General features: G+C 74.4%; 24 protein-coding genes. 15 read left to right on the top strand and 9 right to left on the bottom strand.

The genetic code is table 11. From position 1 onward, the window contains the following. Nucleotides 1-41: 41 nt before the first annotated feature. The gene (locus tag ACOTKD_RS16330; protein WP_424889844.1) at nucleotides 42-3,326 is read right to left on the bottom strand and encodes a sacsin N-terminal ATP-binding-like domain-containing protein; all 3,285 of its coding nucleotides are present in this window, start codon (nucleotides 3,324-3,326) and stop codon (nucleotides 42-44) included. A 68-nt stretch (nucleotides 3,327-3,394) separates the two neighbouring features. Here ACOTKD_RS16330 and ACOTKD_RS16325 point away from each other — a divergent pair, with 68 nt between their 5' ends. Beyond that, entirely contained in the window at nucleotides 3,395-3,568 is a 174-nt protein-coding gene (locus tag ACOTKD_RS16325; protein ID WP_424889666.1) for a hypothetical protein, read from the top strand. Nucleotides 3,569-3,632: 64 nt separating this feature from the next. On the opposite strand, the gene ACOTKD_RS16320 is transcribed toward ACOTKD_RS16325, so the two are convergent. Continuing rightward, nucleotides 3,633-4,538 (bottom strand): DUF3027 domain-containing protein, encoded by a 906-nt coding sequence (locus ACOTKD_RS16320; RefSeq protein WP_424889665.1) that lies wholly within the window; start codon nucleotides 4,536-4,538, stop codon nucleotides 3,633-3,635. A gap of 343 nt (nucleotides 4,539-4,881) precedes the next feature. On the opposite strand from ACOTKD_RS16320, the gene ACOTKD_RS16315 reads away from it, so the two are divergent. The 4 genes from ACOTKD_RS16315 (at nucleotide 4,882) to ACOTKD_RS16300 (ending at nucleotide 8,636) form a co-directional block, all read left to right on the top strand. Continuing rightward, nucleotides 4,882-6,381 carry an MFS transporter gene (locus ACOTKD_RS16315; protein ID WP_424889664.1) on the top strand — a complete coding sequence of 500 codons (1,500 nt, stop codon included), beginning with the start codon at nucleotides 4,882-4,884 and terminating at the stop codon, nucleotides 6,379-6,381. Nucleotides 6,382-6,407: 26 nt separating this feature from the next. Beyond that, complete coding sequence (locus tag ACOTKD_RS16310) at nucleotides 6,408-6,875, top strand: DUF2771 domain-containing protein (protein WP_359104508.1); 468 nt, start codon at nucleotides 6,408-6,410, stop codon at nucleotides 6,873-6,875. Nucleotides 6,876-6,954: 79 nt separating this feature from the next. Next, complete coding sequence (locus tag ACOTKD_RS16305; RefSeq protein ID WP_424889663.1) at nucleotides 6,955-7,785, top strand: futalosine hydrolase; 831 nt, start codon at nucleotides 6,955-6,957, stop codon at nucleotides 7,783-7,785. Further along, nucleotides 7,782-8,636, top strand: a complete 855-nt coding sequence (locus tag ACOTKD_RS16300) for a 1,4-dihydroxy-6-naphthoate synthase (protein WP_424889662.1) — start codon at nucleotides 7,782-7,784, stop codon at nucleotides 8,634-8,636. Before ACOTKD_RS16305 ends, ACOTKD_RS16300 begins: the two co-directional genes overlap by 4 nt. Nucleotides 8,637-8,720: 84 nt before the next feature. Here ACOTKD_RS16300 and ACOTKD_RS16295 read toward each other — a convergent pair whose 3' ends face one another. Then, nucleotides 8,721-9,104: a cold-shock protein gene (locus ACOTKD_RS16295; protein ID WP_106681548.1), complete on the bottom strand. Its 384-nt coding sequence runs from the start codon at nucleotides 9,102-9,104 to the stop codon at nucleotides 8,721-8,723. Between the two features lie 210 nt (nucleotides 9,105-9,314). On the opposite strand from ACOTKD_RS16295, the gene ACOTKD_RS16290 reads away from it, so the two are divergent. Then, nucleotides 9,315-9,572, top strand: a complete 258-nt coding sequence (locus ACOTKD_RS16290) for a hypothetical protein (RefSeq protein ID WP_424889661.1) — start codon at nucleotides 9,315-9,317, stop codon at nucleotides 9,570-9,572. Here the strand turns inward: ACOTKD_RS16290 and ACOTKD_RS16285 are convergent. Then, a complete protein-coding gene (locus ACOTKD_RS16285; RefSeq protein WP_424889660.1) occupies nucleotides 9,530-10,195 on the bottom strand; it encodes an HAD family hydrolase in 666 nt (221 codons plus the stop codon). The genes ACOTKD_RS16290 and ACOTKD_RS16285 overlap by 43 nt on opposite strands. A 167-nt stretch (nucleotides 10,196-10,362) precedes the next feature. Here ACOTKD_RS16285 and ACOTKD_RS16280 point away from each other — a divergent pair, with 167 nt between their 5' ends. The 3 genes from ACOTKD_RS16280 to ACOTKD_RS16270 are packed head-to-tail and all read left to right on the top strand — an operon-like array spanning nucleotide 10,363 to nucleotide 13,366. Beyond that, nucleotides 10,363-11,397, top strand: a complete 1,035-nt coding sequence (locus ACOTKD_RS16280) for a FecCD family ABC transporter permease (protein WP_424889659.1) — start codon at nucleotides 10,363-10,365, stop codon at nucleotides 11,395-11,397. After that, nucleotides 11,394-12,497 carry a FecCD family ABC transporter permease gene (locus ACOTKD_RS16275; RefSeq protein WP_424889658.1) on the top strand — a complete coding sequence of 368 codons (1,104 nt, stop codon included), beginning with the start codon at nucleotides 11,394-11,396 and terminating at the stop codon, nucleotides 12,495-12,497. The genes ACOTKD_RS16280 and ACOTKD_RS16275 overlap by 4 nt, the downstream gene beginning before the upstream one ends. Beyond that, nucleotides 12,494-13,366 (top strand): ABC transporter ATP-binding protein, encoded by an 873-nt coding sequence (locus ACOTKD_RS16270; protein WP_424889657.1) that lies wholly within the window; start codon nucleotides 12,494-12,496, stop codon nucleotides 13,364-13,366. The genes ACOTKD_RS16275 and ACOTKD_RS16270 overlap by 4 nt, the downstream gene beginning before the upstream one ends. A 207-nt stretch (nucleotides 13,367-13,573) precedes the next feature. On the opposite strand, the gene ACOTKD_RS16265 is transcribed toward ACOTKD_RS16270, so the two are convergent. Next, entirely contained in the window at nucleotides 13,574-14,596 is a 1,023-nt protein-coding gene (locus ACOTKD_RS16265; RefSeq protein ID WP_424889656.1) for a hypothetical protein, read from the bottom strand. A 118-nt stretch (nucleotides 14,597-14,714) separates the two neighbouring features. Continuing rightward, entirely contained in the window at nucleotides 14,715-15,239 is a 525-nt protein-coding gene (locus tag ACOTKD_RS16260; protein ID WP_424889655.1) for a YceI family protein, read from the bottom strand. 214 nt (nucleotides 15,240-15,453) lie between these two features. Here ACOTKD_RS16260 and ACOTKD_RS16255 point away from each other — a divergent pair, with 214 nt between their 5' ends. Beyond that, a complete protein-coding gene (locus ACOTKD_RS16255) occupies nucleotides 15,454-16,764 on the top strand; it encodes a DUF418 domain-containing protein (RefSeq protein WP_424889654.1) in 1,311 nt (436 codons plus the stop codon). Between the two features lie 104 nt (nucleotides 16,765-16,868). On the opposite strand, the gene ACOTKD_RS16250 is transcribed toward ACOTKD_RS16255, so the two are convergent. After that, nucleotides 16,869-18,344 carry an NCS2 family permease gene (locus ACOTKD_RS16250; protein WP_424889653.1) on the bottom strand — a complete coding sequence of 492 codons (1,476 nt, stop codon included), beginning with the start codon at nucleotides 18,342-18,344 and terminating at the stop codon, nucleotides 16,869-16,871. A 280-nt stretch (nucleotides 18,345-18,624) separates the two neighbouring features. On the opposite strand from ACOTKD_RS16250, the gene ACOTKD_RS16245 reads away from it, so the two are divergent. Both ACOTKD_RS16245 and ACOTKD_RS16240 read left to right on the top strand, forming a co-directional pair. Further along, nucleotides 18,625-18,900 (top strand): DUF2530 domain-containing protein, encoded by a 276-nt coding sequence (locus tag ACOTKD_RS16245; protein ID WP_424889652.1) that lies wholly within the window; start codon nucleotides 18,625-18,627, stop codon nucleotides 18,898-18,900. 312 nt (nucleotides 18,901-19,212) lie between these two features. Then, nucleotides 19,213-21,669: an HAD-IC family P-type ATPase gene (locus ACOTKD_RS16240; protein WP_424889651.1), complete on the top strand. Its 2,457-nt coding sequence runs from the start codon at nucleotides 19,213-19,215 to the stop codon at nucleotides 21,667-21,669. A 3-nt stretch (nucleotides 21,670-21,672) separates the two neighbouring features. Here ACOTKD_RS16240 and ACOTKD_RS16235 read toward each other — a convergent pair whose 3' ends face one another. Continuing rightward, nucleotides 21,673-21,864, bottom strand: coding sequence for a DUF1059 domain-containing protein (locus ACOTKD_RS16235; RefSeq protein ID WP_424889650.1), 192 nt, complete (start codon nucleotides 21,862-21,864; stop codon nucleotides 21,673-21,675). 120 nt (nucleotides 21,865-21,984) lie between these two features. Beyond that, nucleotides 21,985-22,743, bottom strand: a complete 759-nt coding sequence (locus tag ACOTKD_RS16230; RefSeq protein ID WP_424889649.1) for a VC0807 family protein — start codon at nucleotides 22,741-22,743, stop codon at nucleotides 21,985-21,987. Nucleotides 22,744-23,028: 285 nt separating this feature from the next. On the opposite strand from ACOTKD_RS16230, the gene ACOTKD_RS16225 reads away from it, so the two are divergent. From ACOTKD_RS16225 to thpR, 3 genes are all read left to right on the top strand, one after another. Further along, nucleotides 23,029-23,466: a MarR family winged helix-turn-helix transcriptional regulator gene (locus ACOTKD_RS16225; protein WP_030369066.1), complete on the top strand. Its 438-nt coding sequence runs from the start codon at nucleotides 23,029-23,031 to the stop codon at nucleotides 23,464-23,466. Between the two features lie 27 nt (nucleotides 23,467-23,493). Further along, a complete protein-coding gene (locus ACOTKD_RS16220) occupies nucleotides 23,494-24,900 on the top strand; it encodes an MFS transporter (RefSeq protein ID WP_424889648.1) in 1,407 nt (468 codons plus the stop codon). A gap of 388 nt (nucleotides 24,901-25,288) precedes the next feature. Next, nucleotides 25,289-25,852: an RNA 2',3'-cyclic phosphodiesterase gene (thpR, locus tag ACOTKD_RS16215; RefSeq protein ID WP_424889647.1), complete on the top strand. Its 564-nt coding sequence runs from the start codon at nucleotides 25,289-25,291 to the stop codon at nucleotides 25,850-25,852. Nucleotides 25,853-26,092 lie beyond the last annotated feature (240 nt).

Raw genomic sequence — 26,092 nt, 5'->3', positions numbered from 1 at the left:
CGTTCCGGAGGCCATGGTTGCGCGTCACGTCCTCCGGGGTCCTAGTCGAACCAGCGCGCCCGCGCCCGCTCCTCCGTCCGGCTCGGGTCCTCCAGGAGCGCCGCCGCTTCGACGCGGCGGGACCAGGCGCCGGCCGCCCAGGCCAGGCCCGCGGCGACGCCTTCGAGGGTGGCGGCGTGCAGGACGCCGTCGGGGGTCAGGCGCCAGTCGAGTTCGACACCGTCGACAAGGAGTTCCTCGTGTTCCACGTATGCGGAAGGGGCGCCCGGGAGCAGGGTCCGTACGCCTTCGGGGACCTCGCGGAGTTCGCCCTCGCCCGCTGGGGCGGTCGTTTCCAGCGTCTCGCTCAGGCGGCGCACCTGCAGCAGTTCGGCGAGGTCGGCGGCGAGCGCGGGGGGCACGGGAAGCAGGGCGTGGCCGGCCGCGAGGGGGAGGAGGTCCGGGGCGTCCGCCACGACCGCGTCCGCCGCGTCGACGACCCGCACCTCGCCGTCCACGACGGCCCGGAGCTCGTCGGGGAGGGTGACCTGGTCGGGGTCGAGGCGGGCGAGGAGGCCGTAGAGGGCGTGCAGCTGGGCGGCGCCGGCCTCGGCGTCGGGGTCGGCCAGGCGGGCCAGCAGCTCTGCGGCGCCGCCGGGTTCGTCCAGGAGGGCGGCGGCGGAGGTCCGTACGCCCAGGGCGCGCAGCACCTGTTCGTCCGCCAGGTCGCCCGCGTCCGCCGCTTCGTACAGTCCGTGCAGGAGCGGGTCGCCGCCCGCCACGCGCAGGCCGGCGGGGCGGCGGCCGTCGAGGACGGGGTGGCCGCGCAGCCACCAGGCGGTGTACGGGCGGACGGACTCGGTCGTGCCGTCGGGCAGCAGGACGCGCACGGGGGCCGTCAGGGCGTCGCGCAGCGGCGGCTCGGCGAGGAGGGCGAGGGCTTCCGGCCAGGCGTCGTCATCGACGAGGTCGAGGTCGCGGACGGCGACGAGCTCGGTCGCGACGGGCGGTACGGGCGTCCGGGGCAGCTGGTCGAGGATGTCCTCGCACCAGACGTCGACCGCGTCGAGGAGGCCGGCGTCGTCGGGCTCGGGGAAGTCGCCGTCGCGCGGTTCGAGTTCGTCCGGGTCGAGGACGACGTCCGTGGCGCGGACAAGCGCGAAGCCGGCCAGGACGCCCACGGCGGTCAGCGGCTGCTCGCCCCAGCGCTCGGCGAGGTCGGCGTCGCAGGCGGCGAGCTCGCCGGGCCGGATGATGCGTTCGAAGGCGCTGCCCGGCAGGACGAGCTCGCCCGCGGGCGCGAGTTCGCCGTCCTCGTCGGGCAGGGCGAGCGCGGCGAGCCACGGCTCGTCGCCGGGGACGAGTCCGGCGTCGCGCACGAGGCCGAGGACGAGCTCGGCGAGGGCGTCCGCGTCCAGCGCGTCCTCGTCCCAGATCTCGTCGGCGTCCAGGGAGGCGGCCACCGCGGCCCGCACCTGCGGGGTCGTGAGGACCGCGCGCGGCGAGGACGGGGTGGCGCCGAGCTTCTCCAGCAGCGGGTGCGCGGCGTCGGGGTGGGCGACCTTCAGGCCCAGGCGGGAGAGCCGCTCCGAGTCCGCGCCGTCCGGCGGCGGCAGCAGCACCTGCCGCGGGCCGATGGCCGTCCGGCCGTCCGCGAGCGGCACGGGCAGGCCGCTGAGCCGGTCGGGGTCGACGCCGGCGAGGCTGTCGTAGAGCCGCTGCCACCAGGACGGGGCGCGCTCGACGCCCGCGAGGCGGTCGACGACCTCCCCGAGAGGCGCCCGCGCGACGCCCAGGGCGCGCAGCTCGGGGCGGCACTCCAGCCCGGCGGGCAGCAGGTTCGGGAACAGCTCGCCGAGCACGGCGACGGTCTCCGCGCCCGCGCCTTCCACGACCTCGGCGTCGGTGGGCCGCAGGGCGTACGGCTCGGGGCCGCCGGCCGCGAACGGGTCGTCCCACGTGTCGGCGGCCTCCGGGGCGCCGACCGGGGCGGGGGACGGCTCCGGCGTGTGGTGGGCCGCGTCGGGGCCTTCCGTCCACGGGATGCCCTCCACGCCGCCGCCCCGCGCCGCTGCCGGCTCCTGGGCGGCGGCGGGGGCCCCGGCGGCGCTCGGCAGGAACGGGACGCGCGGCAGCAGCTCCAGGACCCGCCGGCGCAGCTCCGCGTCGAGCGCGCCCTGCGCCAGCGGCGACGGCACGAGGTCGAGCGTGCCCGGGCCCACCGGGTGCCAGTCCCGCAGCAGCTGCGCGTACGCCTCCGCCGCGCGACCGGTGACGAAGTCCGTGAGGGGGCCGGGCGCGGCGTGGCGGCGCGTCGGCTCCAGGGGGAACGTGGCGATGAGCAGCGCCGGGACGCCCAGCGGCTCGTCCGTCGGCGTCGGGGCGTGCACGACGGGCGCGGTGGAGGGGCGTACGGGGGCGCCGTCCTCGCCCACCGGCACGGCCCACGTCACGGACCAGTGGGGGCGCAGGCGCTCCTCCACGGGGCGGTCCGCGAGCAGAGCGGCGTCCAGGAGCCCGGCCTCCCGGGCGATGCGCCAGCGGGCCGCCGAGCCGCGCTCGGAGTCGTCCACGAGGACGTACGGGCCCTCCTGGCGGCGCGTCAGGGTCCGTACGACGCCGTCCGTCTCGACGACGACCTCGGACAGCCCCGGCAGGGTCAGCAGCAGGGCGTCGTCGACGCCCGCCAGCAGACGGGCGGTCAGGTCCTCGGCGGCGCCGTCGCGCAGCGGCAGGACGACGACCGTGTCGTAGCCGGCCGGGGCGGAGCCCTCGGCGGGGAGCGGCAGCCGGAGGAGCGGCACGTGGCCCTCGCGGCGGGCCATCTCCTCGGCCAGGCCCGGAGCCTGGACCGCCTCGCGCGCCGCCAGCGCCCGCGCCTCCGCGAGGGACCAGCGGACGCCGCCGGAGCGGCCGACGACGGCCGGCTCGTCACTGACTGCCAGGACGGCGGAGAAGCCCACGCCGAACCGGCCGACGCTGCCCTTTCCCTCGCCCTGTTCCTCACTGCGCTTGGCCGACGCCCGGAGCGTGGCCAGGGACTCGACGCCCGCCGCGTCCAGGGGCGCACCGGTGTTCGCGGCGGCGAGCACGGCCGGGCGGCCGTTGCGGCCCGCGTGCAGCGTCAGCCGCAGCCGGCCGGGGCCGCCCGCGCGGGCGGCCGCGTCGGCGGCGTTCTGGGCGAGCTCGACGACGAGGCGGTCGCGGTAGCCGCCGAGCGCCAGGTCCTCCTCGGCGTTGGCGTCCTCCCGGAAACGGGCCGGCGACGCCGCCCAGGCGTCCAGCACGCCACGCCGCAGGCGGCCGGTCCCGAACGGATCCGCGCCTTCGGCCGCGCCCCGCACCATTGCCGTGCCGCTCACGTGTCGTCTCCTGCCGCCGGTGGTGTTCCTACGGCAGAACGTACCGTGCGTCGGTGGTGGAGCCTGTGCCGCGGGTGGTCCGGGGCGGTCGCGCCCGGGCGCTCGTCCTCAAACGCCGGACGGGCCGGATATGGCTGGGCCGGCTCGTCAACGCCGACGCCTGCCGCCGGATGCAGAGCAGGCCCGAGCGAAGAACCAGCCCGTCCGGGGGCACCTCCCAGCGGTAGCTGGGGGAGCTTGAGGACGAGCGCCCCCCGGCGCGATACCGGGGCGCCCCGCACCAGGGGTGGCTCAGGAGTGCCCGAGCTCCTCGTCGTCCTCGCCGGACGGCGCCTCCGCCTCGTCCGCCGCAGGGCGAAGCGGCAGGGGGTCGACGAGCGTCTCGTCGATCACCGGCGGCGCCGGCCGCGGCGGCTTGGGCATGACCGCGGCCTCGGAGTGCCCGCCGCAGCCGTACGACAGGGACACGACGTGCCCGTCCGCCGGCCCGAACTCGTTCGCGCAGACGCCGAACGCCTGGCCGAGGGAGCCGCCGATCGGCACGAGGAAGCCGCAGCTGACGCACGAGGCCGGCGCGGCCTGGGCCATGGGGGTCTTGCCGCCGTGGCTCTCGTCCCAGCGGTCGGCGGCGGTGTGCAGCCCGTAGCGGGAGAGGACGCGGGCGCGTCGCATCCCGAGCTCTTCGGCGACGGCCGAGATCGTGCCGCGCGCGGGGACGGTCGGCTGGGCGGCGGGGGAGCCGGGGACGACGTCGGCGTCCTCGGCGTCGGCGAGGCGGTCCATCTCCTCGGAGACGGCGGAGTTCGGCGGCGGGGCGTCCTCACCGCTCCAGCCGGGCTCCAGCCGCAGGTCCTCGGCGTCGGTGGGCAGCAGGTCGCCGGGGCCCATGTCGCCGGGGCGCAGCCGCTCGCTCCAGGGCACCCACTCGGGGGCGAGGAGGGCGTCGGGCCCGGGCAGCAGCACCGTCTCGTCGAGGGTGACGACCTTGGCCCGGGAGGCGCGGGCGACGGTGACGCCCCAGCGCCAGCCGCGGTAGCCGGGGTCCTGGCAGAGGAAGTAGTGCGTGACGACGCGGTCCCCGTCGGCGACGGCCTGGACGTGCTCGCCGACCGTGCCGGGCCGGGCGGCCTCCTCGGCCGCCGCACGGGCCATGTCGACCGCCTCGGCGCACAGGCGGTCCGGGGTACGGCTTCGCATCGCAGCACTCACAAGAATCGATTCTCTCTTCCACGCCGTCTCACGAGTGCGCCAGCCGATCGGCCGGGTCGGCGGACGGAGCGGACCGCAGGACCGCGTCGACGTCCGCGCCCGAACGGTTTCGGGTGCACACCTAGTCCCTCCCATTCTGCGGGATCGAGACTCGGAGCGCGGCCAGGAACGACCGCCGGTGGCGCGCTACGCACGCTACCCCGCTCGACGGCGCCGGGTATAGCCGGGCCGCGGCGAGCCCTCTTCCGACCGGTCCGCCGACCCGGTCGGGGGCGGCCGCCCGCGGCCGTGAAAGTGCCCTGCGCCGTGCGAGTTGGGGCAGTATGGCGTGGTGGGAGCCATCCGGTCGGTCGAGGGCGGGCCGCTGCGCCGCACGGCCCGGGGCGCCGGCCGGGTGCTGCGCGCCCCGTTCACGGCTGCCGCGCGGGGCGTGCGCAGGGCGACGCACGCGCACGGCGCGGGCGAGTCGGGCCTGGGCAAGCTGATCGAGCTGCACGCCGTGAATTCCGCGGGCGACATGCTGATCACGGTCGCACTGGCGTCCACGGTGTTCTTCTCGGTCCCCACGGACCAGGCGCGCGGCCGCGTGGCGCTCTACCTGGCGGTCACGATGGCGCCCTTCACCCTCCTGGCCCCGGTGATCGGCCCGCTCCTCGACCGGCTCCCGCACGGCCGCCGGGCGGCGATGGCGAGCGCGATGCTGTCCCGGGCGCTGCTGGCGCTGACGATGTCGGGCGCGGTGGCGACCGGCGGCCTGGAGCTGTATCCGGCGGCGCTCGGCGTCCTGGTGGCGTCGAAGGCGTACGGGGTGGTGCGCTCGGCGGTCGTGCCGCGGCTGCTGCCGCCACGGATCTCGCTGGTGAAGGCCAATTCCCGGGTGACTCTCGGTGGGCTGCTGGCCACGGGATTGGCGGCCCCGCTGGGCGCGGGGCTGCACAAAATCGGACCGGAATTCCCGCTCTACGGGGCTTTCGTCGTGTTCGTCCTCGGCACGGTGCTGTCGTTCTCGCTCCCGCACAAGGTCGATTCCGCGAAGGGCGAGGCCCGGGCCCGGCTGGTGTCCGGCGAGCACCTCCCGCACCGCCCCCGCCGGGCCCCGGCCCTCGCCGGGACGTCCGGCAGAAGGGGCGGGAAGGGCGGCAAGGGCGGGAATCGCTGGAACGGATGGAATCTCCGGAAAGACCGGAAAAACCGGAAAAACGCCAAGAAGAACGGTGCCGGAAAGAACAGGCCCCCCGGCCTCCGCACCGTCGGCAGCTCCGTCCTGCACGCGCTGCAGGCCAACAGCGCCCTGCGCATGCTGTCCGGCTTCCTCACCTTCTTCCTGGCCTTCCTCCTGCGCGTCCACCCCCTCGGCGGCCTGAGTCCGGCCTTCTCCCTGGGCGTCGTCGCGGTCGCCGCGGGCGCCGGCAACGCCCTGGGCACGGCGATAGGGGCGCTGCTGCGCTCGCGCGGCCCGGAGAAGACGATCGCGCTCGTCCTGACGGTGTCGCTGGGCACGGCCGTCGCCGCGACCGTGTTCTACGGGGCCTTCTTCGTGGTCGTCATCGCGGCCGTCGCGGGCATCTCCCAGGCGCTGGGGAAGCAGTCCCTGGATTCCCTCATCCAGCGGGACGTGCCGGAGGTGGTCCGTACGTCCGCGTTCGCCCGTTCCGAGACGCTGCTGCAGATGAGCTGGGTGGTCGGCGGCGCGATCGGCATCCTGCTGCCGCTCAACGGCACCCTCGGCATGGCGGTCGCCGCCGCGGTCCTCGCCCTGGGGGTCGCGACAGCCGTACGGGGTCTGCTGGCCGCGGCACGGCGTGGCTCACCGCACCCCCGCGTGGCCTGACCTGGGCGGCCCGATAGCCTGCCCGCATGACCGCTGCGATTTTCCGGGGCAAGCGCCGCCGCGCCGCTGCCGCTGTCGGCGCCGTGGCCTTCGGGCTCGTCGCCCTGTCCGCCTGCGACAAGCCGACGCCCCTGGCGACGGTGACCGTCGGCTCGACCACCGTGACCACCGAGGCCGCCTGCTTCGACGAGGGCAAGAAGCTCGACCAGGGCGCCCTCAACAAGTGCATGGCCGACAAGTCCGTCAAGACCGTGAAGGTCCAGCCGGGCGACAAGGTCCGCGTCGGCGTCGACCCCAAGATGGCCGACAAGGGCTGGCTCGTGGCGGTCAACGCCCAGCAGCAGACCAACCAGCTCAAGCAGACCTACACGTCGCTCAACGGCGAGCAGCTCTTCGTCAACCGGATGGAGCAGCGCTTCGAGAAGGACGTGATCCTGTCGGTCATCACCGAGGACGGCGTGTGGAACGTCAAGCTCGAACTGGACAAGGGCTGAGCGGACGAGCGCTGACGGGCCGGCGGCCGGCAGGCCGGGGCCCGGCGGGCCCCGGGGCGACGGACCGGCGGTCCCGCTGATGCGCGTCCTCGTCGTCACCGCCGTCGCGGCGGAGCGCGACGCGGTCGTCCGCGGCGCGTCCGCGGCGGCCGCCGGCCCCGCCGGGGCCGGGAAGGCACCCGGCACCGCCGAAGGGACGCCCGGCGCCACCGGGGAGGCCTCCGGGCCCGTCGTCGAGTTCGCCGTGCCCGGCTACGTGCTGCACCGGCCCGCCCCGGCCGGCCCGGAGCGGCTCGTCATCGACGTGCTGGCCGCGGGCGTGGGCCCGGCCGCCGCTGCCGCGGGCACGGCGACGGCCCTCGCCGCCGCGGCGCTCTCCGGCAGCCCCTACGGCCTGGCGGTCTCCGCGGGCATCGGCGGCGGCTTCGCGACCCCCGCCCCCGGCCGCAGCGCGGCCGTGGGGTCCGTCGTCGTGTCCGACGCGATCGTGGCCGCGGACCTGGGTGCCGAAACGCCCGACGGCTTCGTCCCCGTGACCGACCTCGGCTTCGGGACGGTGGAGCACCGGCCCCCCGGGGCACTGGTGCGCGCCGTCGCCGAGGCGGCCGGCGCGCAGCGCGGCGAGGTGCTCACGGTGTCGACCGTGACCGGCTCCGCCGAGCGGGCCGCGGCCCTCGTGGCCGCGCGGCCCGGGGCGCTCGCCGAGGCCATGGAGGGCTTCGGGGTGGCCGAGGCGGCGGCCGTGCACGGCGTGCCCGTCCTGGAGATCCGGGCGGTCTCCAACCCCGTCGGCCCGCGCGACCGTGCCGCGTGGCGCATCGGCGACGCCCTGGAGGCCCTCGCCGGGGCCTCCGCCGCGCTGCGGGAGGCGCTGCGGGCGGCTCCCGCCGAGACCTGGAGCACCTCATGAGCGAGCCTCTGAAGATCGCCTACTCGCCCTGCCCGAACGACACGTTCGTCTTCGACGCCTGGGCCCACGGCCGGGTCCCCGGCGCGCCCGCCCTGGACGTCACGTTCGCCGACATCGACGTCACCAACGGCATGGCCGAGCGCGGCGAGTTCGACGTCCTGAAGGTCTCCTACGCCGTCCTGCCGTGGGTGCTGGACGAGTACGCGCTGCTGCCGTGCGGCGGCGCCCTGGGCCGCGGCTGCGGGCCGCTGGTGCTCACCCGGGAGGCGGGTGGGGGCCCCGCGTTCCTGGCCGGGAAGACGGTGGCGGTGCCGAGCGAGCGCTCGACGGCGTACCTGCTCTTCCGGCTGTGGGCGGCCGCGGAGGTGCCGGGCGGGGTCGGCGAGGTCGTCGTCCTGCCGTTCCACGAGATCATGCCGGCCGTCCGGGACGGCAAGGTGGACGCGGGCCTGGTGATCCACGAGGCGCGCTTCACGTACGGGGAGTACGGCCTGCACTGCCTGGCCGACATGGGCGAGCACTGGGAGAACACCACCGGCCTGCCCATCCCGCTGGGCGCCATCATCGCCAAGCGCTCGCTGGGCGCGGAGCGGCTGCGCGAACTGGCGGAGGCCGCACGGACGTCCGTACGCATGGCGTGGGACGACCCGGAGGCCTCGCGCCCGTACGTGCTGGAGCATGCGCAGGAGATGGACCCGAAGGTCACCGACCAGCACATCGGGCTCTACGTCAACGAATTCACGGCCGGCCTCGGGGAGGACGGCTACGCGGCGGTCCGCGGGCTGCTCACCCGGGCCGCGGCCGAGGGGCTCGTACCGCCCCTCGGCCCGGACGCGCTCGCTTTCGTCTGAGCGGCTGTCACGCGGAGTGTTGCGCACCGGACTTCCCGGGCCGCGGCCCGGGAAACCCGCCGGGAAGAGGGACGTGCCGGACGGCTAGACGTCCAGCTGGTCGGCGACCGCGCGCAGCATGCCGGCGATCTTGGCGCCGTGGGCCTTGTCGGGGTAACGGCCGCGCTCGAGCTGCTGGGTGACGTTCTCCAGCAGGGTGGTGAGGTCCTGGACGATCGACGCCAGCTCGTCGGGCTTGCGGCGCTGGGCGGCCGCGACCGACGGCGTGGGGTCGAGCAGCATCACCGACAGGGCCTGGTCGCCCCGCTGACCGGCCACGACACCGAATTCCACCCGCTGGCCGGGCTTGAGGGAGTCGACCCCGTCCGGGAGCACCGAGGAGTGCACGAAGACGTCTCCGCCGTCGTCGCGGGAGAGAAAGCCGAAGCCCTTCTCGCTGTTGAACCACTTGACCTTGCCGGTAGGCACGTCTGTCCTCGTCCTCGTGTCTCGTCGGAAATGGGGATTGATGGGGAGACCGTCGAAACCATCGGCAATCGATGACGATCGACGGAAAAACAGCTCTTGATAGCACTACAGCGGGTCGCAAGACCCGCTACCCCCCAAGGCTAATGGTCCCGGGCCCGGTGACAAGATGTCCCCGGTCCCACCCCACGCCCAGGGATCTACCCTGGTCGGGTGAGTAGCGAAACGCCCCGGGCCGGGGATCTGCTGGTACGCATCGGCGCCGTCGTCTTCCTCGTAGGCGCGGTGGCCACCCTGGCGACGGTCGCCCCGCTGTTCCTGGGCGCCGATCCGCTGCCCCCCGCAGCGTACTTCGTCTGCATGCTCATGGGGGTGGGATTCCTCATCGCGGGCGCCGGGGTGCTGCAGTCGATCGCCGCCCAGCGGCGTCAGGCGCGCGCCTCCGCGGCGGGCTCGCCCGCGGCCAGGTAGCCGCGCAGCCACTGCGGAAAGTCCGTCAGGCCGGCGAGGACGACGTCCGCGCCCGCCGCCCGCAGCTCGTCCGCCGCGCAGGGCCCGGTCGTCACGCCGACCGACAGCGCCCCCGCCGCGCGCGCACCGCGCACGTCGCCGACGTGGTCGCCCACGTACACGTCCGCTCCGTGCTCGCGCAGCGCCACGGCCTTGCCCTCCGCCCACAGCGAGCCGACGAGCACGTCCGGCTCGATGCGCAGGTGATCGAGGTGGAGGCGGGCGTTCCGGGCGTTCTTGGCGGTGACGACGACCGCCTGCCCGCCCAGCGCGCGCACCGTGGCCACGGCCTCGCGGGCGCCCGGCAGCGCGGGGGAGGGGGCGATGCCGTGCTCCGGATAGGCGGCCACGTAGAGGGCGGCGGCCTCGGCGACGCGCTCCGCGGGGAACCAGTGCGCCAGCTCCTGCTCCAGCGGCGGCCCGATCCGGCTCAGGGCGAGGTCGATGTCGATGGCCGCACCCGTGGCGGCGGCGAGCGTCTCATACGCGGCCCGGATGCCCGGGCGGGAATCGACCAGGGTGAGGTCCAGGTCGAAGCCGACCGTGAAGCGGGGCGTGCGCGCGGTGGGACTCATGGGGCCCATTGTGCGGGGAAGGCCTGGTGCCTTCCGGCACGGGGGACTCGCGGGGGAATCCTGAGCGCCGCGGCGCCGGAGACGGCCCCGGTCCCCCCGAAGAGCCCGCTACGTACACTTAGCCTGCCCTAACCGCCTTATTCCGGCCTTTCGGCCGTCCGACCCCCGTGGAAGCGATGTCAGCCGCCGTCCCGCTCAGCACCCCCAGATCCTCCCTGGTCAGGCGCCGGATCGGCTGGACGGTGGCCGCGGTCGCCGCCCTGCTGGTCGCGGTGCTCCTCAGCCTCGCCGTGGGAGCCCGCCCGGTCGCCCCCGGCCACGTCCTCGACGCCCTGCTGCACGGAGGCGACGGCAAGGACGCCACGGTCGTCCGCGAGATGCGGCTGCCGCGGACCCTCGTCGGCCTGATGGTCGGCGCCGGCCTCGCCCTGGCCGGCACGGCCCTGCAGGGCATCACCCGCAACCCGATCGCCGACCCCGGCATCCTCGGCATCAGCCACGGCGCGGCCGTCGGCGTCGTCCTCGCGATCATGCTCGCCGGGGTCGAGAGCGTCACGGGCTACGTGTGGTGGGCGTTCGGCGGCGCGGCGCTCGCCTCCGTCGCCGTCTACGCGATCGCCTCGCGCGGCCGCGGCGGCGCCTCGCCCGTCAAACTCGCGCTGGCCGGCGCCGCGATCAACGCCCTGCTCGTCTCGCTGACCACCGCCGTGCTCACCACCCAGGCGTCCGTCCTGGACAAGTTCCGCTTCTGGCAGGTCGGCGCGCTCTCCGCGAGCGACACCGGCCTGGCCGGCCGGATCTGGCCGTTCCTGCTCGTGGGAGCGGCGCTGGTGCTGTCGGTGGCCCGCGGCCTGGACGCCCTCGCCCTCGGCGAGGACGTCGCGAAGGGCCTCGGCCAGAACGTCGCCGCCGTCCGCATCACGGGCGGCCTCGGAGCCACCGTCCTGACCGGCGCCGGCGTGGCCGCCGCAGGCCCCATCGCCTTCGTCGGCCTCGCCGTGCCGCACATCGCCCGCGCCCTCGTCGGCGGCGACCACCGCTGGCTGCTGCCCATGTCCGCCCTCCTCGGCCCCGTCGTCCTGCTGGCCGCCGACACCGCCGGACGCGTCTTCTTCCCGCCGGGCGAGGTCCCGGCCGGCGTGATGACGGCCCTGATCGGCGTGCCCTTCCTCGTCGCCCTCGTCCGCCGGAAGCGGGTGGCCGCCGTATGAGCACCGCTGCCCGCGGCGCCGGGACCGCTGCCCGTAGCGCCGGAACCGCCGCACGCCCCGCCGGCTACGCCCTCGTACGGGCCGGGCGCGGGTCCTTCCTCGTCCACCGGCGCGGCACCGCCGTCGCCGCCGGCCTGGTCGTCCTGCTGGCCGCCGCCTGCCTCGCCTACCTGTGCGTCGGCAAGACCTACGCCGCGCCCGGCGAGGTGCTGAAGGTCCTCCTCGGCGAGCCCTCGCGCGAAGAGGTCACCGTCGGCACCCTGCGCCTGCCGCGCATGACCGTGGGCCTGCTCGTCGGCCTCGCGTTCGGCGCCGGCGGCGCGCTCATCCAGACCGTCGCCCGCAACCCGCTCGCCAGCCCCGACGTCATCGGCATCACCCAGGGCGCGAGCGCCCTGACGGTCGGTGCGATGACCTTCGGCCTCACCTCGTACGCCGCCCTGCCCTACGTGTCCGTCGCCGGCGGTCTCCTCGCCGCCGCCCTCGTCTACGCCTTCGCGTGGCGCGGCGGCCTGCACGCCACCCGCTTCGTCCTCATCGGCATCGGCTTCGCCGTCGCCCTCCGCTCCGTCACCCACCTGTTCATGACCAAGGGCGACTACCTCGTCGCCCAGCGGGCGCAGGTGTGGATGACCGGCTCGCTGAACGGCCCCGGCTGGGACGAGGCCGCCCCGCTGGCCTGGGCGCTGCTCGCGCTCGCGCCCTTCCTCTGCTGGGCCGCCCGCGCACAGCGCACGGTCACCATGGACGACGACACGGCGACCGCGCTGGGCGTGCGGCTGAACCGGGTTCGGGGCGGGCTCGTCCTCCTCGGCGTCGTCCTCGCCTCCCTCGCCACGGGCGCCGCCGGGCCCGTCGACTTCGTGGCACTGCTCGCCCCGCAGCTCGCCCGCCGCATGACGCGCACCGCACAGATCCCGCTGCTGTCCTCGGCGCTGACCGGCGCGGTCATCGTGGTCGTCGCCGACCTGCTGGGCCGCAAGCTGCTGGAGCCGACGCAACTGCCCGTGGGCGTGCTGACCGCGGCGGTCGGCGCCCCGTACCTGATCCGGCTCATCATCAAGGGCCACAGCACCCGGAACACGGGAGGAACAGCGTGACCGAGCGCGCGCAGGGCAGTCGGCTGGCCGCCCGCGACCTGACCCTCGCCTACGAGGACCGCACGGTCGTCGACGGCCTCGACCTGGCCGTCCCCGACGGCGAGGTCACCATCGTCATCGGCCCCAACGCGTGCGGGAAGTCGACACTGCTGCGGGCGCTCGGGCGGCTGCTCAAGCCCGCCCGCGGCACCGTCCTGCTCGACGGCGAGGACCTCGCCCGCATACCCACCCGGGCGATCGCCCAGTCCCTGGGCCTGCTCCCGCAGACGCCCGTCGCGCCCGAGGCCATCACCGTCGCGGACCTCGTCGCCCGCGGCCGCCAGCCGCACCAGCGCTGGTGGCAGCAGTGGTCGGAGGCCGACGAGCGGGCCGTCGCCGACGCCATGGCCCGTACGGACACGACCGCGCTGGCCGAACGGTCCGTGGACGAACTCTCCGGCGGCCAGCGGCAGCGCGTCTGGATCGCCATGGCCCTCGCCCAGGAGACGGACCTGCTCCTCCTGGACGAGCCCACCACGTACCTCGACATCGCCCACCAGGTGGAGGTCCTGGACCTGGTGCGGCGGCTCAACCGCGAGCGCGGCCGTACGGTCGTCGCCGTGCTCCACGACCTCAACCAGGCGGCGCGCTACGCCGACCACCTCGTCGCGATGAAGGCGGGCCGCGTCGTCGCCCAGGGCCGCCCGGCGGACATCGTGACGGCGGACCTGGTGCGGGAGGTCTTCGGCCTGCAGTCGGTCGTCGTCCCGGACCCGGTGACGGGGAGCCCGCTGGTGGTCCCGGGGCGGCCGTGGGATGCGGAGACCGGCAACGATGGAGCCGTCGACACCGTCGCCTCCGTCGGCTCTGTCGACACCGGAGCCGTCTGACCCGGGTCCTCGAATCCGCCGCAGCCGGGGGCACCGCCCGGCGGTAGCTGGGGAGCGCGACCACGGCGGTCGTGTCCGGCGGTGCCGTACGGGCTCAGGGGCCCGGCACCGCCGGAGGCCGTCGCGGTGGCCGGTCCCCGCCGCGACGGGGGCGAGACGGGACGCCCTCCCCCGGCAACACCGCCCGCCGCCCCGGGAGCCGTCCCGTCAGCCCGGGCGGCGCGACCGCCACACGACGAACGCCGCGGAGGCGACGGCCGCTCCCCGCAGGACCCACGGCCACGTGTCCGACATCGCCGCACCCAGGCCGCCGTCCGGCACCGGATCGCCCCAGCGCCCTTCCGTACGGCCCCACAGCCACACGATCCCGGCGGCCGCTACGAGGCCGGGCACGCCCATGACCGCCCACTTGGACTCGGTCTGCGACAGCTTGCGGGTGAGGTACGCGAGGCCCCAGCCGGCCGCGAGGACGATCCAGTTGCTGAGCACGGCACCCACGACCAGGATCAGGGCGACGAGCAGCAGCAGCGGGGGGACGGGGGCGCCGTCGGCGCGCCGGAAGAGGCTCGGGCGGCGCGGGCCGTCCGCCTCGTCCTCCTCGTCCCAGGTGCCTTCCGAGCCGTGCTCGCCCTGCCGGGCAGCGGCTTCTGCGGCCTCGTCACGGTCGTCACCGGGGCGCGGGGGCGGTTTCAGTATGTCGGGGATCTCGATGCCGCCGGTGAAGCCGTGGATCGTGCTCCGCGCCGTACCCGCGCCCGCGAAGGGCGAGGACAGCGGGGAGGGACCGGCCTCGGCGCTCCACCAGTCCGGCGCGTCACCCGTCGCGGCGGCCCCGGCGGACCCCGCGGTCACATCGGCCGTGGGCCGTTCGGGCGCGGCGTACGAGGGCGGGCCGGAGGGGGCGGCCGCCCGGGCGGGCTCCCCCTCGCGCCGGGGCGCCGGGACGCGGCCGCCCGGGTCCGCGAACCCGCCCGCGGCGGATCCCGCCGAGGCCCCGGTCGAAGCCCCCGCACCGGCGACGGCCTCGTCCGGCGTGCCGAGGCCGGTGAGGATGCGCTGGACGGCGGCGGGCGTGTCGGCGCCCTCGGAGGCCCTGCGGCGCTCGATCTCCGTCCGCAGCCGGGAGACGAGCCGCATGCGGTCGGCGGAGGTGAGCTCCGCCTGCCGCTGGGCGATGTCACCGACCCGGCTCAGATAGTCGTACACAAGCTGATCGCTCTCGATCCCCACCGAATCCCCTAAGACCGCCTAGGGCCGCCTGAGACCACCGGCCGCTTTCCCCCCGAAGGTACCGGTTCTGCACGACCGTGACAGCGGGAACAGGGCGGCACGGGGAGCGCGCGGGGCCTCAGCGCACGGCCACCACGTCGAGGGCGATCCGCAGCCGACGGCCCGTCATTCCCTTGGCGTTGGTGACCCCGAAGGCATAGCGGTCGACGACGGTCGTGGCCCGCACGCTCAGTCGCGGACCGTCCGCAACGACCTCCCCCAGGGTGAGGACGGCCGGCCGGGTGACGCCGCGCACCGTCAGCTCGCCGTGCACCGTCACCTCCCCGCCCGCGCGCCGGACGTCGCCGCTCCGGAATCGGATCTCGGGGTGGAGCGCCGAGTCGAGGTAATCGGCTGAGCGGACGTGCCGGTCGCGCTGCGCGTGCCCGCTGGCGAAGCTGTCGACGGGGATCACCGCCTCGACGGTGGAGGAGGATTCGGTCTCCGCGACGGTGACGAGGCCGTGCGCGACGGAGAAGCTCCCCTTGACGGGAAACAGCCCGAAGAGCGCCCGCATCCGGAACCGGATCCGCGATGCCTCGGGGTCGATGCGGTAGACGCCCGGTAACGGCCCGTTCTTTTCGTCTGCGCCCTGGGTGGCCATGGAGCAGTCCCCTCCCGACGGTGCCGGTGCAACGGTCCCTTGCCGGTACGGTATCGGGCTTCCCCCTCACCCGAACGGCAAATCGACGAGCCCTAGTGCGGGGTGGTGGCGTAGGGAGGCGCTGACGGAAGGTGATGCGCTCCTAGACGAAAGTGAAGCGTTCCTGGACGGAAGAGGGACGCCTGACCGACCATCGGCTCCCTAGCGTCGAGGCATGACGGTCGACACCCAGGACGGGGCCCGCAGCACCCCGGCGCGCAGCACCCCGGACCCCGGCCCGGAACGGCACCCGGCTCCGCGCCCCGCGGGCGTGCGCCCCGCTGAGCGGGCCCTCGCGCCCGATCTGGCGCGCGGGATCATGCTGCTGTTCATCGTGCTCTCGAACACCGCGTTCCACCTGTGGCGGTCCGCGTACGGGCCTTCGGGGTGGCAGCCCGTGACCGGCGGACGGCCGGACCACGCGGTCCAGTTCGCGATGATCACGGTGCTCGACCTCCGGGTCTATCCGCTCTTCGCCTTCCTCTTCGGCTACGGCATGATGCAGCTCTTCCTGCGCCTGACCGCCGCCGGTGCCGGCGAGCGCGACGCGGTCAGGATCCTGCGCAGGCGCAGCCTCCTCCTGATAGTCATCGGGCTCGCCCACGCCACCCTGCTCATGGCGGGTGACATCGTCGGCTACTACGGCCTGCTGAGCCTCGCGCTCGGCGCGCTTTTCCTCCGGCGGAGCGACCACGCCCTGAAGTGGTGGATCGCGATCGGCGCCGCGCAACTGGTCCTCGTGTCCGCGCAGCCGGTCATATCGGCGCTGATCCAGGGGGAGCTGGGGTCCTTGGGGGACGCGGGTGCGGACCCGGGAGCCGCGGCCTACGGGGCGGGCGACGGGAGTTGGCTCGCCGCGGCCGGGACCAGGCTGACGACCGGGCTCTTCGTCACCTTCACCGCGGCCCCCTTCTCCCTGATAGGCGGCGGCTATGCCGTCTTCCTGCTCGGCTTCCTGGCCGCGCGCCGCCGCATCCTGGAGGAGCCGGGCCGCCACCTGCCGCTGCTGCGCCGCACGGCCGTGCTCGGCATCGCGGTCGGCTGGCTCGGTGCGCTGCCCGCGGCGCTCGCCCACATCGGAGCGCTCGGCGTGCCGGACGACGCACAGAGCGAGACCGGGGCGCTGACGGTCCTCCGGGAGCTCACCGGATACGGGGCCGGGCTCGGCTACGTCGCGGTGGTGGCGCTGTTCGTGCACTGGTGGAGCGGACGGGCGGCGCGGGCCGGCACGAAGGCGGCGGTGGCCGTGTCGGCGATATCCGCCGTCGGCAAGCGGTCGCTGTCCAGCTACCTCGCCCATTCGCTGCTCTTCGCCCCGGTGCTCGCGGCCTGGGGCCTGGGCGTGGGCGGCCGCCTGACCAGCGCCACGATGGCCCTGTTCGCGGTGGGAGTGTGGCTGGTGACGGTGGCCGGGGCGCATGTGTTCGAGCGCCGGGGGTGGCGGGGCCCGGTGGAGGCGGTCCTGCGGCGGCTGATGTACCGGTGAGGCCGTCCCGCCCGCCCGCCGGGCGAGGGCGCCGCACGCAGAGCCCCCGGCGGCGGCCCGAACGGGCCGTCACCGGGGGCGCGGTGAGAGGAGGGAGCGCGGCGTTACTTCACGCCCAGCATCTGCTCGATCGGGTCCAGGAAGAAGTACACGAGGAAGCAGAGCCCGACCACGTTCAGCAGCCAGGGGATCTCGCGGCCGCGGCGGTCGGCGATCCGCAGCAGGATGAAGGCGAGGACGCCCATGCCGATGCCGTTGGTGATCGAGTACGTGAAGGGCATCGCGATGATCGTCAGGAACGCCGGCACCGCGATGGTGAAGTCGCTCCAGTCGATCTCCTTGACGTTCGCCGCCATGATCAGGAAGCCCACGACCAGCAGGGCGGGCGTGGCCGCCTGGGAGGGGACGACCGTGGCGAGCGGGGTGAAGACCAGGGTGAGGAGGAAGAGGCCGCCGGTCATCAGGTTGGCGAGGCCCGTGCGGGCGCCCTCGCCCACGCCGGCCGTGGACTCCACGAAGCAGGTGTTGGCGGAGGCGGAGCCGAGGCCGCCGCCGGCGACCGCGAGGCCGTCGACCATGAGGATCTTGCCCATGTTGGGCAGCTGGCCGTTCTCGTCGGTGAGCCCGGCCTCCTCGCCGACGCCGATGATCGTGCCCATCGCGTCGAAGAAGCCCGACAGCAGCACGGTGAAGACGAACAGGCAGCCGGTCAGCAGGCCGACCTCGCGGAAGCCGCCGAAGAGGCTGATGTCACCGATGAGGCCGAAGTCGGGGGCGCCGATGATCTTGTCCGGGACCTGGGGGACGGACAGGCCCCAGCTGGTGCCCGGGATCTTGGCGAGGGAGTTGATGACGATCGCCACGAACGTCATGGCGACGATGCCGATGAGGATCGCGCCGCGCGTCTTGCGGACGACCAGGATGAACGTCAGCGCGAGGCCGACGACGAAGACCAGCACGGGCCAGCCGTGCAGCTGGCCGCCCTGGCCGAGGCCCAGGGGGACGGTGGTGTGCGCGGCGTCCGGGTTGCGGGTGACGAAGCCGGAGTCGACGAGGCCGATCAGCGAGATGAAGAGGCCGATGCCGATCGCGATGGCGCGCCGCAGCCCGCCCGGGATCGCGTCCATGACGCGCTGCCGCAGGCCCGAGGCGACCAGCACCATCAGCACGAGGCCCGCGAGCACGACCATGCCCATCGCGTCGGGCCAGCTCATCTTGGGGGCGAGCTGGAGCGAGACGACGGCGTTGATGCCGAGGCCGGCGGCGCACGCGATGGGCACGTTGCCGATGACGCCCATGAGGACGGTGCTGAGGCCGGCCATCAGGGCGGTGGCCGTGACCAGCTGGCCGTTGTCCAGCTGGTGGCCGAACTTGTCCTGGCCGGCGCCGAGGATGATCGGGTTCAGCACCACGATGTAGGCCATCGCGAAGAAGGTGGCCAGGCCGCCGCGGAGCTCCCGGGAGACCGACGAGCCGCGCTCGCTGATCCGGAAGTACCGGTCGAGGGCGCCCTTGGGCTGGGAGGACGGCGGCGGGGACGGCTGCTGGGCGTCGACCGGGGAAGTGGCCGAGGTGGGCATACGAGACCTCAGTCGGGTGGGCCTGCGGGGACGCAGGCGGCGGGGGGACACGCGGTTGGATCACGAACGTGGTTCATGAACGTGGATCATGAACCGGCCGTGAGCTGTATGATCAGACAAAACCAGCCGGTCATCTTCCGTTCGATTCAGTATGAATAAACAAGCGCGGGATTGCTATCTCCGCGCGTAGACCCTTATGCGCCAAGGGCTCCTCCCACGGCCCCGCCCGGACCGCCGCCTCGCGCCGGGCCGCGGAGGCCCACGCACTACGCTTGCGTCCATGACGAAGTGGACACCCAGGCACGAAGCGCCCGAGCCCCTGGAGGGCAACGTCGTCGCCACCATCACCGGCGGCACCGTCATCTGGTTCGTCCTCTTCCTCGTCCAGTTGCCCTTCTACGGCTGGTTCGACGACCACGGTCACCTGTGGTGGCTGTGGACGTGCCTGGCCGGCGGCGGGCTGGGCCTGATCGGCGTCTGGTACGTACGCAAGCGCGATGCGGCGATCCGCCGCGCGGAGTCCGCTCCGCGGGGGGCGGCGGACGCGGCCCGTTAGGCACCGCGGGTGCCTCCGCCGCAACGGCGACCCAGCCACCCGGCAGGCTGACCGGCGGTGCCGGACCGGCGGTGCCGGACCGGCCTGAGGCGGGCACGGCACCGCCGGCAACGCCCGCGGGGCTGAGCTCCCCCAGCTACCGCTGGGAGGTGCCCCCAGCCGCGGCGGTTCCGTGGGTGCGCGCCCCCCGTCCCGGGTGCGGCGCCACCGAGCGGCGCAGGCGCCGCGGCCGGCTGCCGCCCTTCGAGCGCCGCGGCCGATTGCGGCTGGTTCGGAAGGCAGAGCGCCCAGCGTCCCCGTACCGTCGGATTCATGAGCGATCCGGCGCAGACCGCGACCGAGGAGCACCTGCCCGCGCCGCACCCGGGCCTCAGCGCGGCCGAGGTCGCCGAGCGCGTGGCCCGGGGCGAGGTCAACGACGTGCCCGTCCGCTCCTCGCGCTCCACCGCGGAGATCGTGCGGGCCAACGTCTTCACCCGCTTCAACGCCATCATCGGCGTCCTCTTCCTGATCATCCTCGTCGTGGGCCCCATCCAGGACGGCCTCTTCGGCTTCGTGATCGTCGCCAACACGGCGATCGGCATCGTCCAGGAGCTGCGGGCCAAGAAGACCCTCGACTCGCTCGCCGTCATCGGCGAGGCCAGGCCGACCGTTCGCCGCGACGGCGCGCCCCGCCCGATCCCCACGTCCGGGATCGTCCTCGACGACGTGATCGAGCTCGGGCCGGGCGACAAGTGCGTCGTGGACGGGCGCGTCCTGGAGGCCGACGGGCTGGAGATCGACGAGTCGCTGCTGACCGGTGAGGCCGACCCCGTGCTGAAGCGGCCCGGGGACCCCGTCATGTCCGGCTCTTTCGTCGTGGCCGGCGGTGGCGCGTTCGCCGCGGCCAAGGTCGGGCGGGAGGCGTACGCGGCCCAGCTCGCGGAGGAGGCGTCCCGGTTCACGCTCGTCCACTCGGAGCTGCGCACGGGTATCAGCCAGATCCTCAAGTACGTGACGTGGATGATGTTCCCGACCGCGATCGGCCTGATCCTCAGCCAGTGGATCCTCCAGGACCACGACTGGAGGGAGGCCGTCCGGCGGATGGTCGCGGGGATCGTGCCCATGGTCCCGGAGGGGCTGGTGCTGCTGACGTCCGTGGCCTTCGCGATCGGAGTGATCCGGCTGGGGCGCAAGCAGTGCCTGGTGCAGGAGCTGCCCGCGATCGAGGGCCTGGCCCGCGTCGACGTCGTCTGCCTGGACAAGACGGGCACGCTCACCGAGGGCGGCATGGACGTCAGCGAGCTGCGCCTGCTGGACGGCGCGGCGGCCCCGGCCGGACCAGGAACCGGACCAGGAACCGGAACAGGAACAGGAACAGCCTCCGAGAAGGGCGAGGCGTACGTACGCCACGTGCTCGGCGCGCTCGGCGAGGCCGACCCCCGCCCCAACGCCAGCCTCCAGGCGATCATCGACGCCTATCCGTCGCCGGACGGCCCGCACTGGCAGTGCACCGACTCCCTCCCCTTCTCCTCCGCCCGCAAGTACAGCGGCGCCGCCCTGCGCTCCCCCGACGGCGAGAGCGCCACCTGGCTCCTCGGCGCCCCCGACGTGCTGCTGCCCGCGGGCGACCCCGCCCTCGCGCACGTCGAGGAGCTCAACGCCAAGGGGCTGCGGGTGCTGCTGCTCGCGCGCGCCACGCGCGGCCTGGACGACCCGGGCGTCACCGACGGCGTACACCCCACCGGGCTGGTCGTCCTGGAGCAGCGGCTGCGCCCGGACGCGGGCGCCACCCTGCGCTACTTCGCCGAGCAGAACGTCTCCGCGAAGGTCATCTCGGGCGACAACGCCGTCTCCGTCGGCGCCGTGGCCGCCAAGCTCGGGCTGACCGGCGCCAAGGGGCCGGTCGACGCGCGGCGGCTGCCCGCGGAGCGGGAGGCGATGGGGCGCGCGCTGGACGAGGGCGCGGTCTTCGGGCGGGTCACCCCGCAGCAGAAGCGGGACATGGTCGGGGCGCTGCAGCACCGCGGCCACACCGTCGCCATGACCGGCGACGGCGTCAACGACGTCCTGGCGCTCAAGGACGCCGACATCGGCGTCTCGATGGGCTCGGGCTCCGAGGCGACCCGGGCCGTCGCCCAGATCGTGCTGCTGAACAACAGCTTCGCGACGCTGCCGTCGGTGGTGGCGGAGGGCCGCCGCGTCATCGGCAACATCACGCGCGTGGCGACGCTGTTCCTGACCAAGACGGTCTACTCGGTGCTGCTCGCGATCCTCGTGGTCTGCTCCCAGGTGCCGTACCCGTTCCTCCCGCGCCACCTGACGCTGCTCTCCACGCTCACCATCGGCGTCCCGGCCTTCTTCCTGGCCCTCGCGCCGAACAAGGAGCGCGCGCAACCCCACTTCGTCCGCAGGGTCATGCGGTACGCGATCCCGGCCGGCGCCATCGCGGGGGTCGCCACCTTCGCCGCGTACCTGCTGGCGCGGCACTACTACGCAGGCGTCGGCGCCCTGGACGCGGAGACCAGCGCGGCGACGCTGACGCTGTTCCTGATCTCGCTGTGGGTCCTCGCGATCATCGCGCGCCCGTACACGTGGTGGCGGATCGGCCTGGTCCTGGCCATGGCCGCGGGCTTCCTCGTCGTGCTCGCCACGCCCTGGCTCCAGCACTTCTTCGCGCTGAAGCTGGTGGGCGCGACCATGCCGTGGGCCGCCGTCGCCATCGCGGCGGTGGCGGCCGCGGCGCTGGAGCTGACGTGGCGCTGGGTGGGCAGGCGCTTCCCGGCGTAGGGGCTACGCGCTGGCCTGCTCGTCCTCCAGCATTTGCCGGATCTGCTCCCGCAGTGCGGGGCTGTCCTTGTGCTTGTGCACGGAGACGGCGTGTTCGCTGGCGGCGCGGATGACCTCGTCCTCCTCGCCGGTGATGGTCAGTGAGCAGTCCGTCTCGCTGGGGAACCTGCGGCAGTCGGCGACTTTCCTGGTCATGACGGCCTCCCGGGGGTTCGTTCACTGGGCCGCACTTCCAGCGTAGGCCCGTAGGCCCGGAGGCCTGGCGGCCCGGGGCCTGCAAGTCCGGGGCCCGTAGGCCCGCAGGCCTCCGGGGCCTCAGCCCGCGGCGGGGCGGGCCGTCTCCGCGTCGACCATCTTCTCCATGGGGTCCGCGGCCAGTCCGCCGCCGATCACCATCGCGGCGACGATCGCCACGCCGAGGATCACGTTCCCCAGCCACACCATCGTGCCGACCGGCAGGGTGTACGCGCCCACGACCCGCGCGACGCACTCGGCCAGCAGCGCGCTGCCCCACACGACGGAGAACGTCCGCTCGGTGCGCCGGAACCGTGCGTCGCGGGCCGACAGCCTGTCCCACGCGGCCATCCGCGCCGGATCGCCCTTGACGACCCACGGCTTGAGGCCGGTCGTCATCAGCGGCCGCCGCCCGGCGACCGCGGAGACCAGCACCACGAGTCCGACGACGCTGCTGACGGCGCTGTCCTTGGCCAGCATCAGCCGGGCGTCCCCGCTGACGCCGCTGAGCACCAGCCCCACGAGGTTGACGACGAGGATCAGCGCGGCGAGGGCGTTGACCCGGCGCTCCTTGGCCAGGCCCCAGACGGTCCGCGCGGCGGGCAGCGCACTGCTCCAGCCCAGGGCCGCGACCGTGCCCATGCCGAACCCCTTGCTGAGGGCGTAGTACGCGGCCATCGGCAGGACGGCGTCCACGAGGAGCGGCGCGAAGCTGTCCCGGAGCGCCTGCCCGCGCGGGACGGCCGGGGCGGTCCCTCCGACGGTGGTCGCCTGCGCCTGCGCCTCCGCCTGCGCTTGCGTCTGTGCTTGCGTCTGCGTGGCGGTGGCCGTGTCGCTCATGATCGGATTCCCCCGGGGCTGTGCTGCGTCCCGTAGCCGTACGGCTTCCGGTGTTCCTACTTTCGCGGCAGGGCCGGGGTCTCCGGCAGTGCCGTCGATCACCGACCGCACGTGACTTTTGTCAGCGGTGCCGGTTCGCCGCAATGATCTGGCCATCACATGCTTGGCCCCGCGCAGGGGGCGCGGGGTCCTGCAGACGGCCTGCTTCCGGCGATGTGCCGCGTGCCACCGGGCGCCCCGCCGAATCCACTTTATTTAGTTCGGGTAATGAGTTAGGCTAAGGACATGTCGGACCGGGACCCCCAAGTCGATACCGCCGCAGTGAACTCCCTGCGTTCCGGTGTCATGCGCCTGTCGCGTCGGCTCAAGCACCAGCGGGTCGATGAATCGCTCAGCCCCACGGAGATGTCGGTGCTGGGCACGCTCGCCGGCTGTGGCAGCGCCACCCCCGGTGAGCTCGCCCGCAAGGAGCACGTGCAGCCCCCGTCGATGACCCGCATCGTCGCCCTGCTCGAAGCCAAGGGCCTGGTCCGGCTGGAGCCGCACCCCGAGGACCGCCGCCAGAAGGTGGTCACCCAGACCGAGCGGGCCGAGGCCATGCTCGAAGAGAGCCGCCGCAAGCGGAACGTCTGGCTCACCGAGCTCGTGGGGCGGCTCGACGAGGAGGAGTGGGCGACGCTGCGCGCCGCCGCACCCGTCCTCGAGAAGCTCGCGCACCTGTAAGACGCGCCAGGAGGAGGCGAACCCACTTTGAGTACGGGACCCGGAGCAGACTCCGCACCCGCACCGAACAGCCACGACGACGCCGTACGCAGCGCCGCCCTGACCGAGACCGGACCGGCCGAGAGCCCTGAGCCCGGGTCCAAGGGCGGCACCTTCAGTTCCCTCAGAATCCGCAACTACCGCCTCTTCGCCACCGGCCAGGTCGTCTCCAACACCGGCACCTGGATGCAGCGCATCGCCCAGGACTGGCTGGTCCTCAGCCTCACCGGCTCCTCCGCCGCCGTCGGCATCACCACGGCCCTGCAGTTCCTGCCCATGCTCTTCCTCGGGCTCTACGGCGGCGTCATCGCCGACCGCTGCCCGAAGCGCAGGCTGCTCGTCCTCACCCAGGCCGCCATGGGCCTCACCGGCCTCGCGCTCGCCGTGCTCACCCTCTCCGGCCATGTGCAGGTCTGGCACGTCTACCTCACCGCGTTCGTCCTCGGCCTCGTCACCGTGGTCGACAACCCCGCCCGCCAGGCCTTCGTCGTGGAGATGGTCGGCCCCGCCGACCTGCGCAACGCCGTCAGCCTCAACTCCGCCAACTTCCAGTCCGCCCGGCTGGTCGGGCCCGCCGTCGCCGGTGTGCTCATCACGGCCGTGGGCAGCGGCTGGGCGTTCCTCCTCAACGGCCTGTCCTTCGTCGCGCCCGTCGCCGGGCTGCTGCTGATGCGCACCGCCGAGCTCCACAAGGTCGACCGCGCGCCGCGCGCGAAGGGCCAGCTGCGGGAGGGCCTGCGCTACGTGGCCGGGCGGCCCGACCTCGTCTGGCCGATCGTCCTCGTCGGCTTCATCGGCACCTTCGGCTTCAACTTCCCCATCTGGCTCACGGCCTTCGTCAACGACGTCTACCACGCCGGCGCGGGCACGTACGGCCTGCTCAACACTCTGATGGCGGGCGGCTCCCTGGTGGGCGCCCTGCTCGCCGCGCGCCGGGGCAGCTCGCGGCTGCGGTTCCTCGTCGGCGCCGCCCTGCTCTTCGGCGTCCTGGAGATCACGGCCGCGCTCGCGCCCTCGTTCTGGGTCTTCGCGGCGCTGCTCGTGCCGATCGGCATGTTCGGCCTCACCATCAACGTGACCGCCAACTCCAGCATCCAGCTCGGCACGGATCCCGCGATGCGCGGGCGTGTCATGAGCCTGTTCATGATGGTGTTCATGGGCGGCACGCCGCTCGGCGCCCCGCTGGTCGGCTGGGTGACCGACGCCTACGGCGCCCGCGTCGGCTTCCTCGCCGGCGGCGCGGTCGCCACGCTCGCGGCGGTCGGCGTGGGCCTGGTCCTGGCCCGGGTGGGCGACCTGCGGCTGAAGGTCGACCTGCGGCGCGGCCACACGCACGTGGCCTTCGTACCGCGGCGGCCCGCGGGTTCTCCTGCGGAGGAGCTGGCGACGGCGTAGCGCCGTGCGGCGGGGGCGGGGTTCCGGGCTCGCCCGGGGCGAGGCTGCCGGGCCGGGGTACGCCGGCCCGGCCCGGGCGGCTCCGGCACCGCCGGGCTGCGCCGCCGTGGCGTGTAGCCCTCGCGGCGGCGTCTTCCTACCCGGCGGCACGACTCGTGGAAGAGACCCCGCCCCTCCCTCCTCGCCGCAACGCGACAAGCCGCACCGCTCCTCGCCGACGGTGCCGAGGCCGCCCGAGCCCCGGCACCGCTGAAGGCGTCTGAGCCTCGGCACCCCCGAAGCCGTCCGAGCCGCCGCGCCGCGGAAGCCACGCGGGGCCCGGCACCGCCGAAGCAATGCGCCCCCGCATCGCATCCGTAAACCCCTCCCCAAAGGGGAGACTGGTCCTATGCGACTCTTCGCCGCTGTCGTGCCGCCGGAGGCGGCCGTCGCCGAGCTGGCCGGGGCCACGGCCGCCCTGCGCGGGCTGCCCGGTGCGGACCTGCTGCGCTGGACCGAGCCGGCCGGCTGGCACTTCACGCTCGCCTTCCTCGGCGAGGTCGACCCGGCTCTGCTGCCGGAGCTGACCGAGCGGCTCGGCCGCGCCGCCCACCGGCACCCGCCGCACGAACTGCGGTTCGCCGGGGGCGGGCGGTTCGGGGACCGGATCCTGTGGGTCGGCGCGGACGGCGAGCGCACGATCCTGCGCGACCTGGCCCGCTCGGCCGCGGCCGGAGCGCGCCGGGCGGGTGTGGCCGTCGACACCACGCACGACTTCCACCCGCACCTGACCCTCGCCCGCGCCGCGGGGCCGGTGCACCTTCGCCCGTACGCCGAGAGCCTCGCCGGCTTCAGCGGCACGCCCTGGACCGTGCAGCGGCTGGAGCTCATGCGCAGCCGGCTCCCGGGCGGTGGCGTCCCCGGCGAGCGCCCGCGCTACGAGACGGTGGCGGCGTGGGAGCTGGGCGGGTAGACCGGCCCACGGAGGGCGGACCGGCCCGTGGAGGGCGGACCAGGCCGCAGAGGGCGGACCGGCCCACGGAGCGGACCGGCCCGCGGGCAGGGCGCCCCCACCCCTCCGGTTACGCTCGATGCGTGGACCCGAAGACCAGAAACCGCATCATGACCGCCGCGCTCGCCGCGATCCTCGTCGTCGTCGCCGTGGTGGCAGCGGTGAAGTGACCCCCTGAGGCCGTGAGCCCGGCTTCCGCTC

It is taken from the genome of Streptomyces sp. XH2 (genome assembly GCF_049725035.1).
Lineage (GTDB): Bacteria > Actinomycetota > Actinomycetes > Streptomycetales > Streptomycetaceae > Streptomyces > Streptomyces roseoverticillatus.
The sequence above is the reverse complement of the archived record's forward strand: the minus strand, read 5'-3'. Positions and strand labels throughout refer to the sequence as shown.

What these genes read in the sequence shown, in the direction of transcription:
- ACOTKD_RS16300 (WP_424889662.1), top strand. Translation starts at nt 7,782, where the DNA reads ATGAGCGAGCCTCTGAAGATCGCCTACTCGCCCTGCCCGAACGACACG.
- ACOTKD_RS16255 (WP_424889654.1), top strand. Translation starts at nt 15,454, where the DNA reads ATGACGGTCGACACCCAGGACGGGGCCCGCAGCACCCCGGCGCGCAGC.
- ACOTKD_RS16285 (WP_424889660.1), bottom strand. Translation starts at nt 10,195, where the DNA reads ATGGGCCCCATGAGTCCCACCGCGCGCACGCCCCGCTTCACGGTCGGC.
- ACOTKD_RS16260 (WP_424889655.1), bottom strand. Translation starts at nt 15,239, where the DNA reads ATGGCCACCCAGGGCGCAGACGAAAAGAACGGGCCGTTACCGGGCGTC.
- ACOTKD_RS16235 (WP_424889650.1), bottom strand. Translation starts at nt 21,864, where the DNA reads ATGACCAGGAAAGTCGCCGACTGCCGCAGGTTCCCCAGCGAGACGGAC.
- thpR (WP_424889647.1), top strand. Translation starts at nt 25,289, where the DNA reads ATGCGACTCTTCGCCGCTGTCGTGCCGCCGGAGGCGGCCGTCGCCGAG.
- ACOTKD_RS16245 (WP_424889652.1), top strand. Translation starts at nt 18,625, where the DNA reads ATGACGAAGTGGACACCCAGGCACGAAGCGCCCGAGCCCCTGGAGGGC.
- ACOTKD_RS16250 (WP_424889653.1), bottom strand. Translation starts at nt 18,344, where the DNA reads ATGCCCACCTCGGCCACTTCCCCGGTCGACGCCCAGCAGCCGTCCCCG.
- ACOTKD_RS16305 (WP_424889663.1), top strand. Translation starts at nt 6,955, where the DNA reads ATGCGCGTCCTCGTCGTCACCGCCGTCGCGGCGGAGCGCGACGCGGTC.
- ACOTKD_RS16230 (WP_424889649.1), bottom strand. Translation starts at nt 22,743, where the DNA reads ATGAGCGACACGGCCACCGCCACGCAGACGCAAGCACAGACGCAAGCG.
- ACOTKD_RS16225 (WP_030369066.1), top strand. Translation starts at nt 23,029, where the DNA reads ATGTCGGACCGGGACCCCCAAGTCGATACCGCCGCAGTGAACTCCCTG.
- ACOTKD_RS16330 (WP_424889844.1), bottom strand. Translation starts at nt 3,326, where the DNA reads ATGGTGCGGGGCGCGGCCGAAGGCGCGGATCCGTTCGGGACCGGCCGC.
- ACOTKD_RS16275 (WP_424889658.1), top strand. Translation starts at nt 11,394, where the DNA reads ATGAGCACCGCTGCCCGCGGCGCCGGGACCGCTGCCCGTAGCGCCGGA.
- ACOTKD_RS16280 (WP_424889659.1), top strand. Translation starts at nt 10,363, where the DNA reads ATGTCAGCCGCCGTCCCGCTCAGCACCCCCAGATCCTCCCTGGTCAGG.
- ACOTKD_RS16320 (WP_424889665.1), bottom strand. Translation starts at nt 4,538, where the DNA reads ATGCGAAGCCGTACCCCGGACCGCCTGTGCGCCGAGGCGGTCGACATG.
- ACOTKD_RS16240 (WP_424889651.1), top strand. Translation starts at nt 19,213, where the DNA reads ATGAGCGATCCGGCGCAGACCGCGACCGAGGAGCACCTGCCCGCGCCG.
- ACOTKD_RS16310 (WP_359104508.1), top strand. Translation starts at nt 6,408, where the DNA reads ATGACCGCTGCGATTTTCCGGGGCAAGCGCCGCCGCGCCGCTGCCGCT.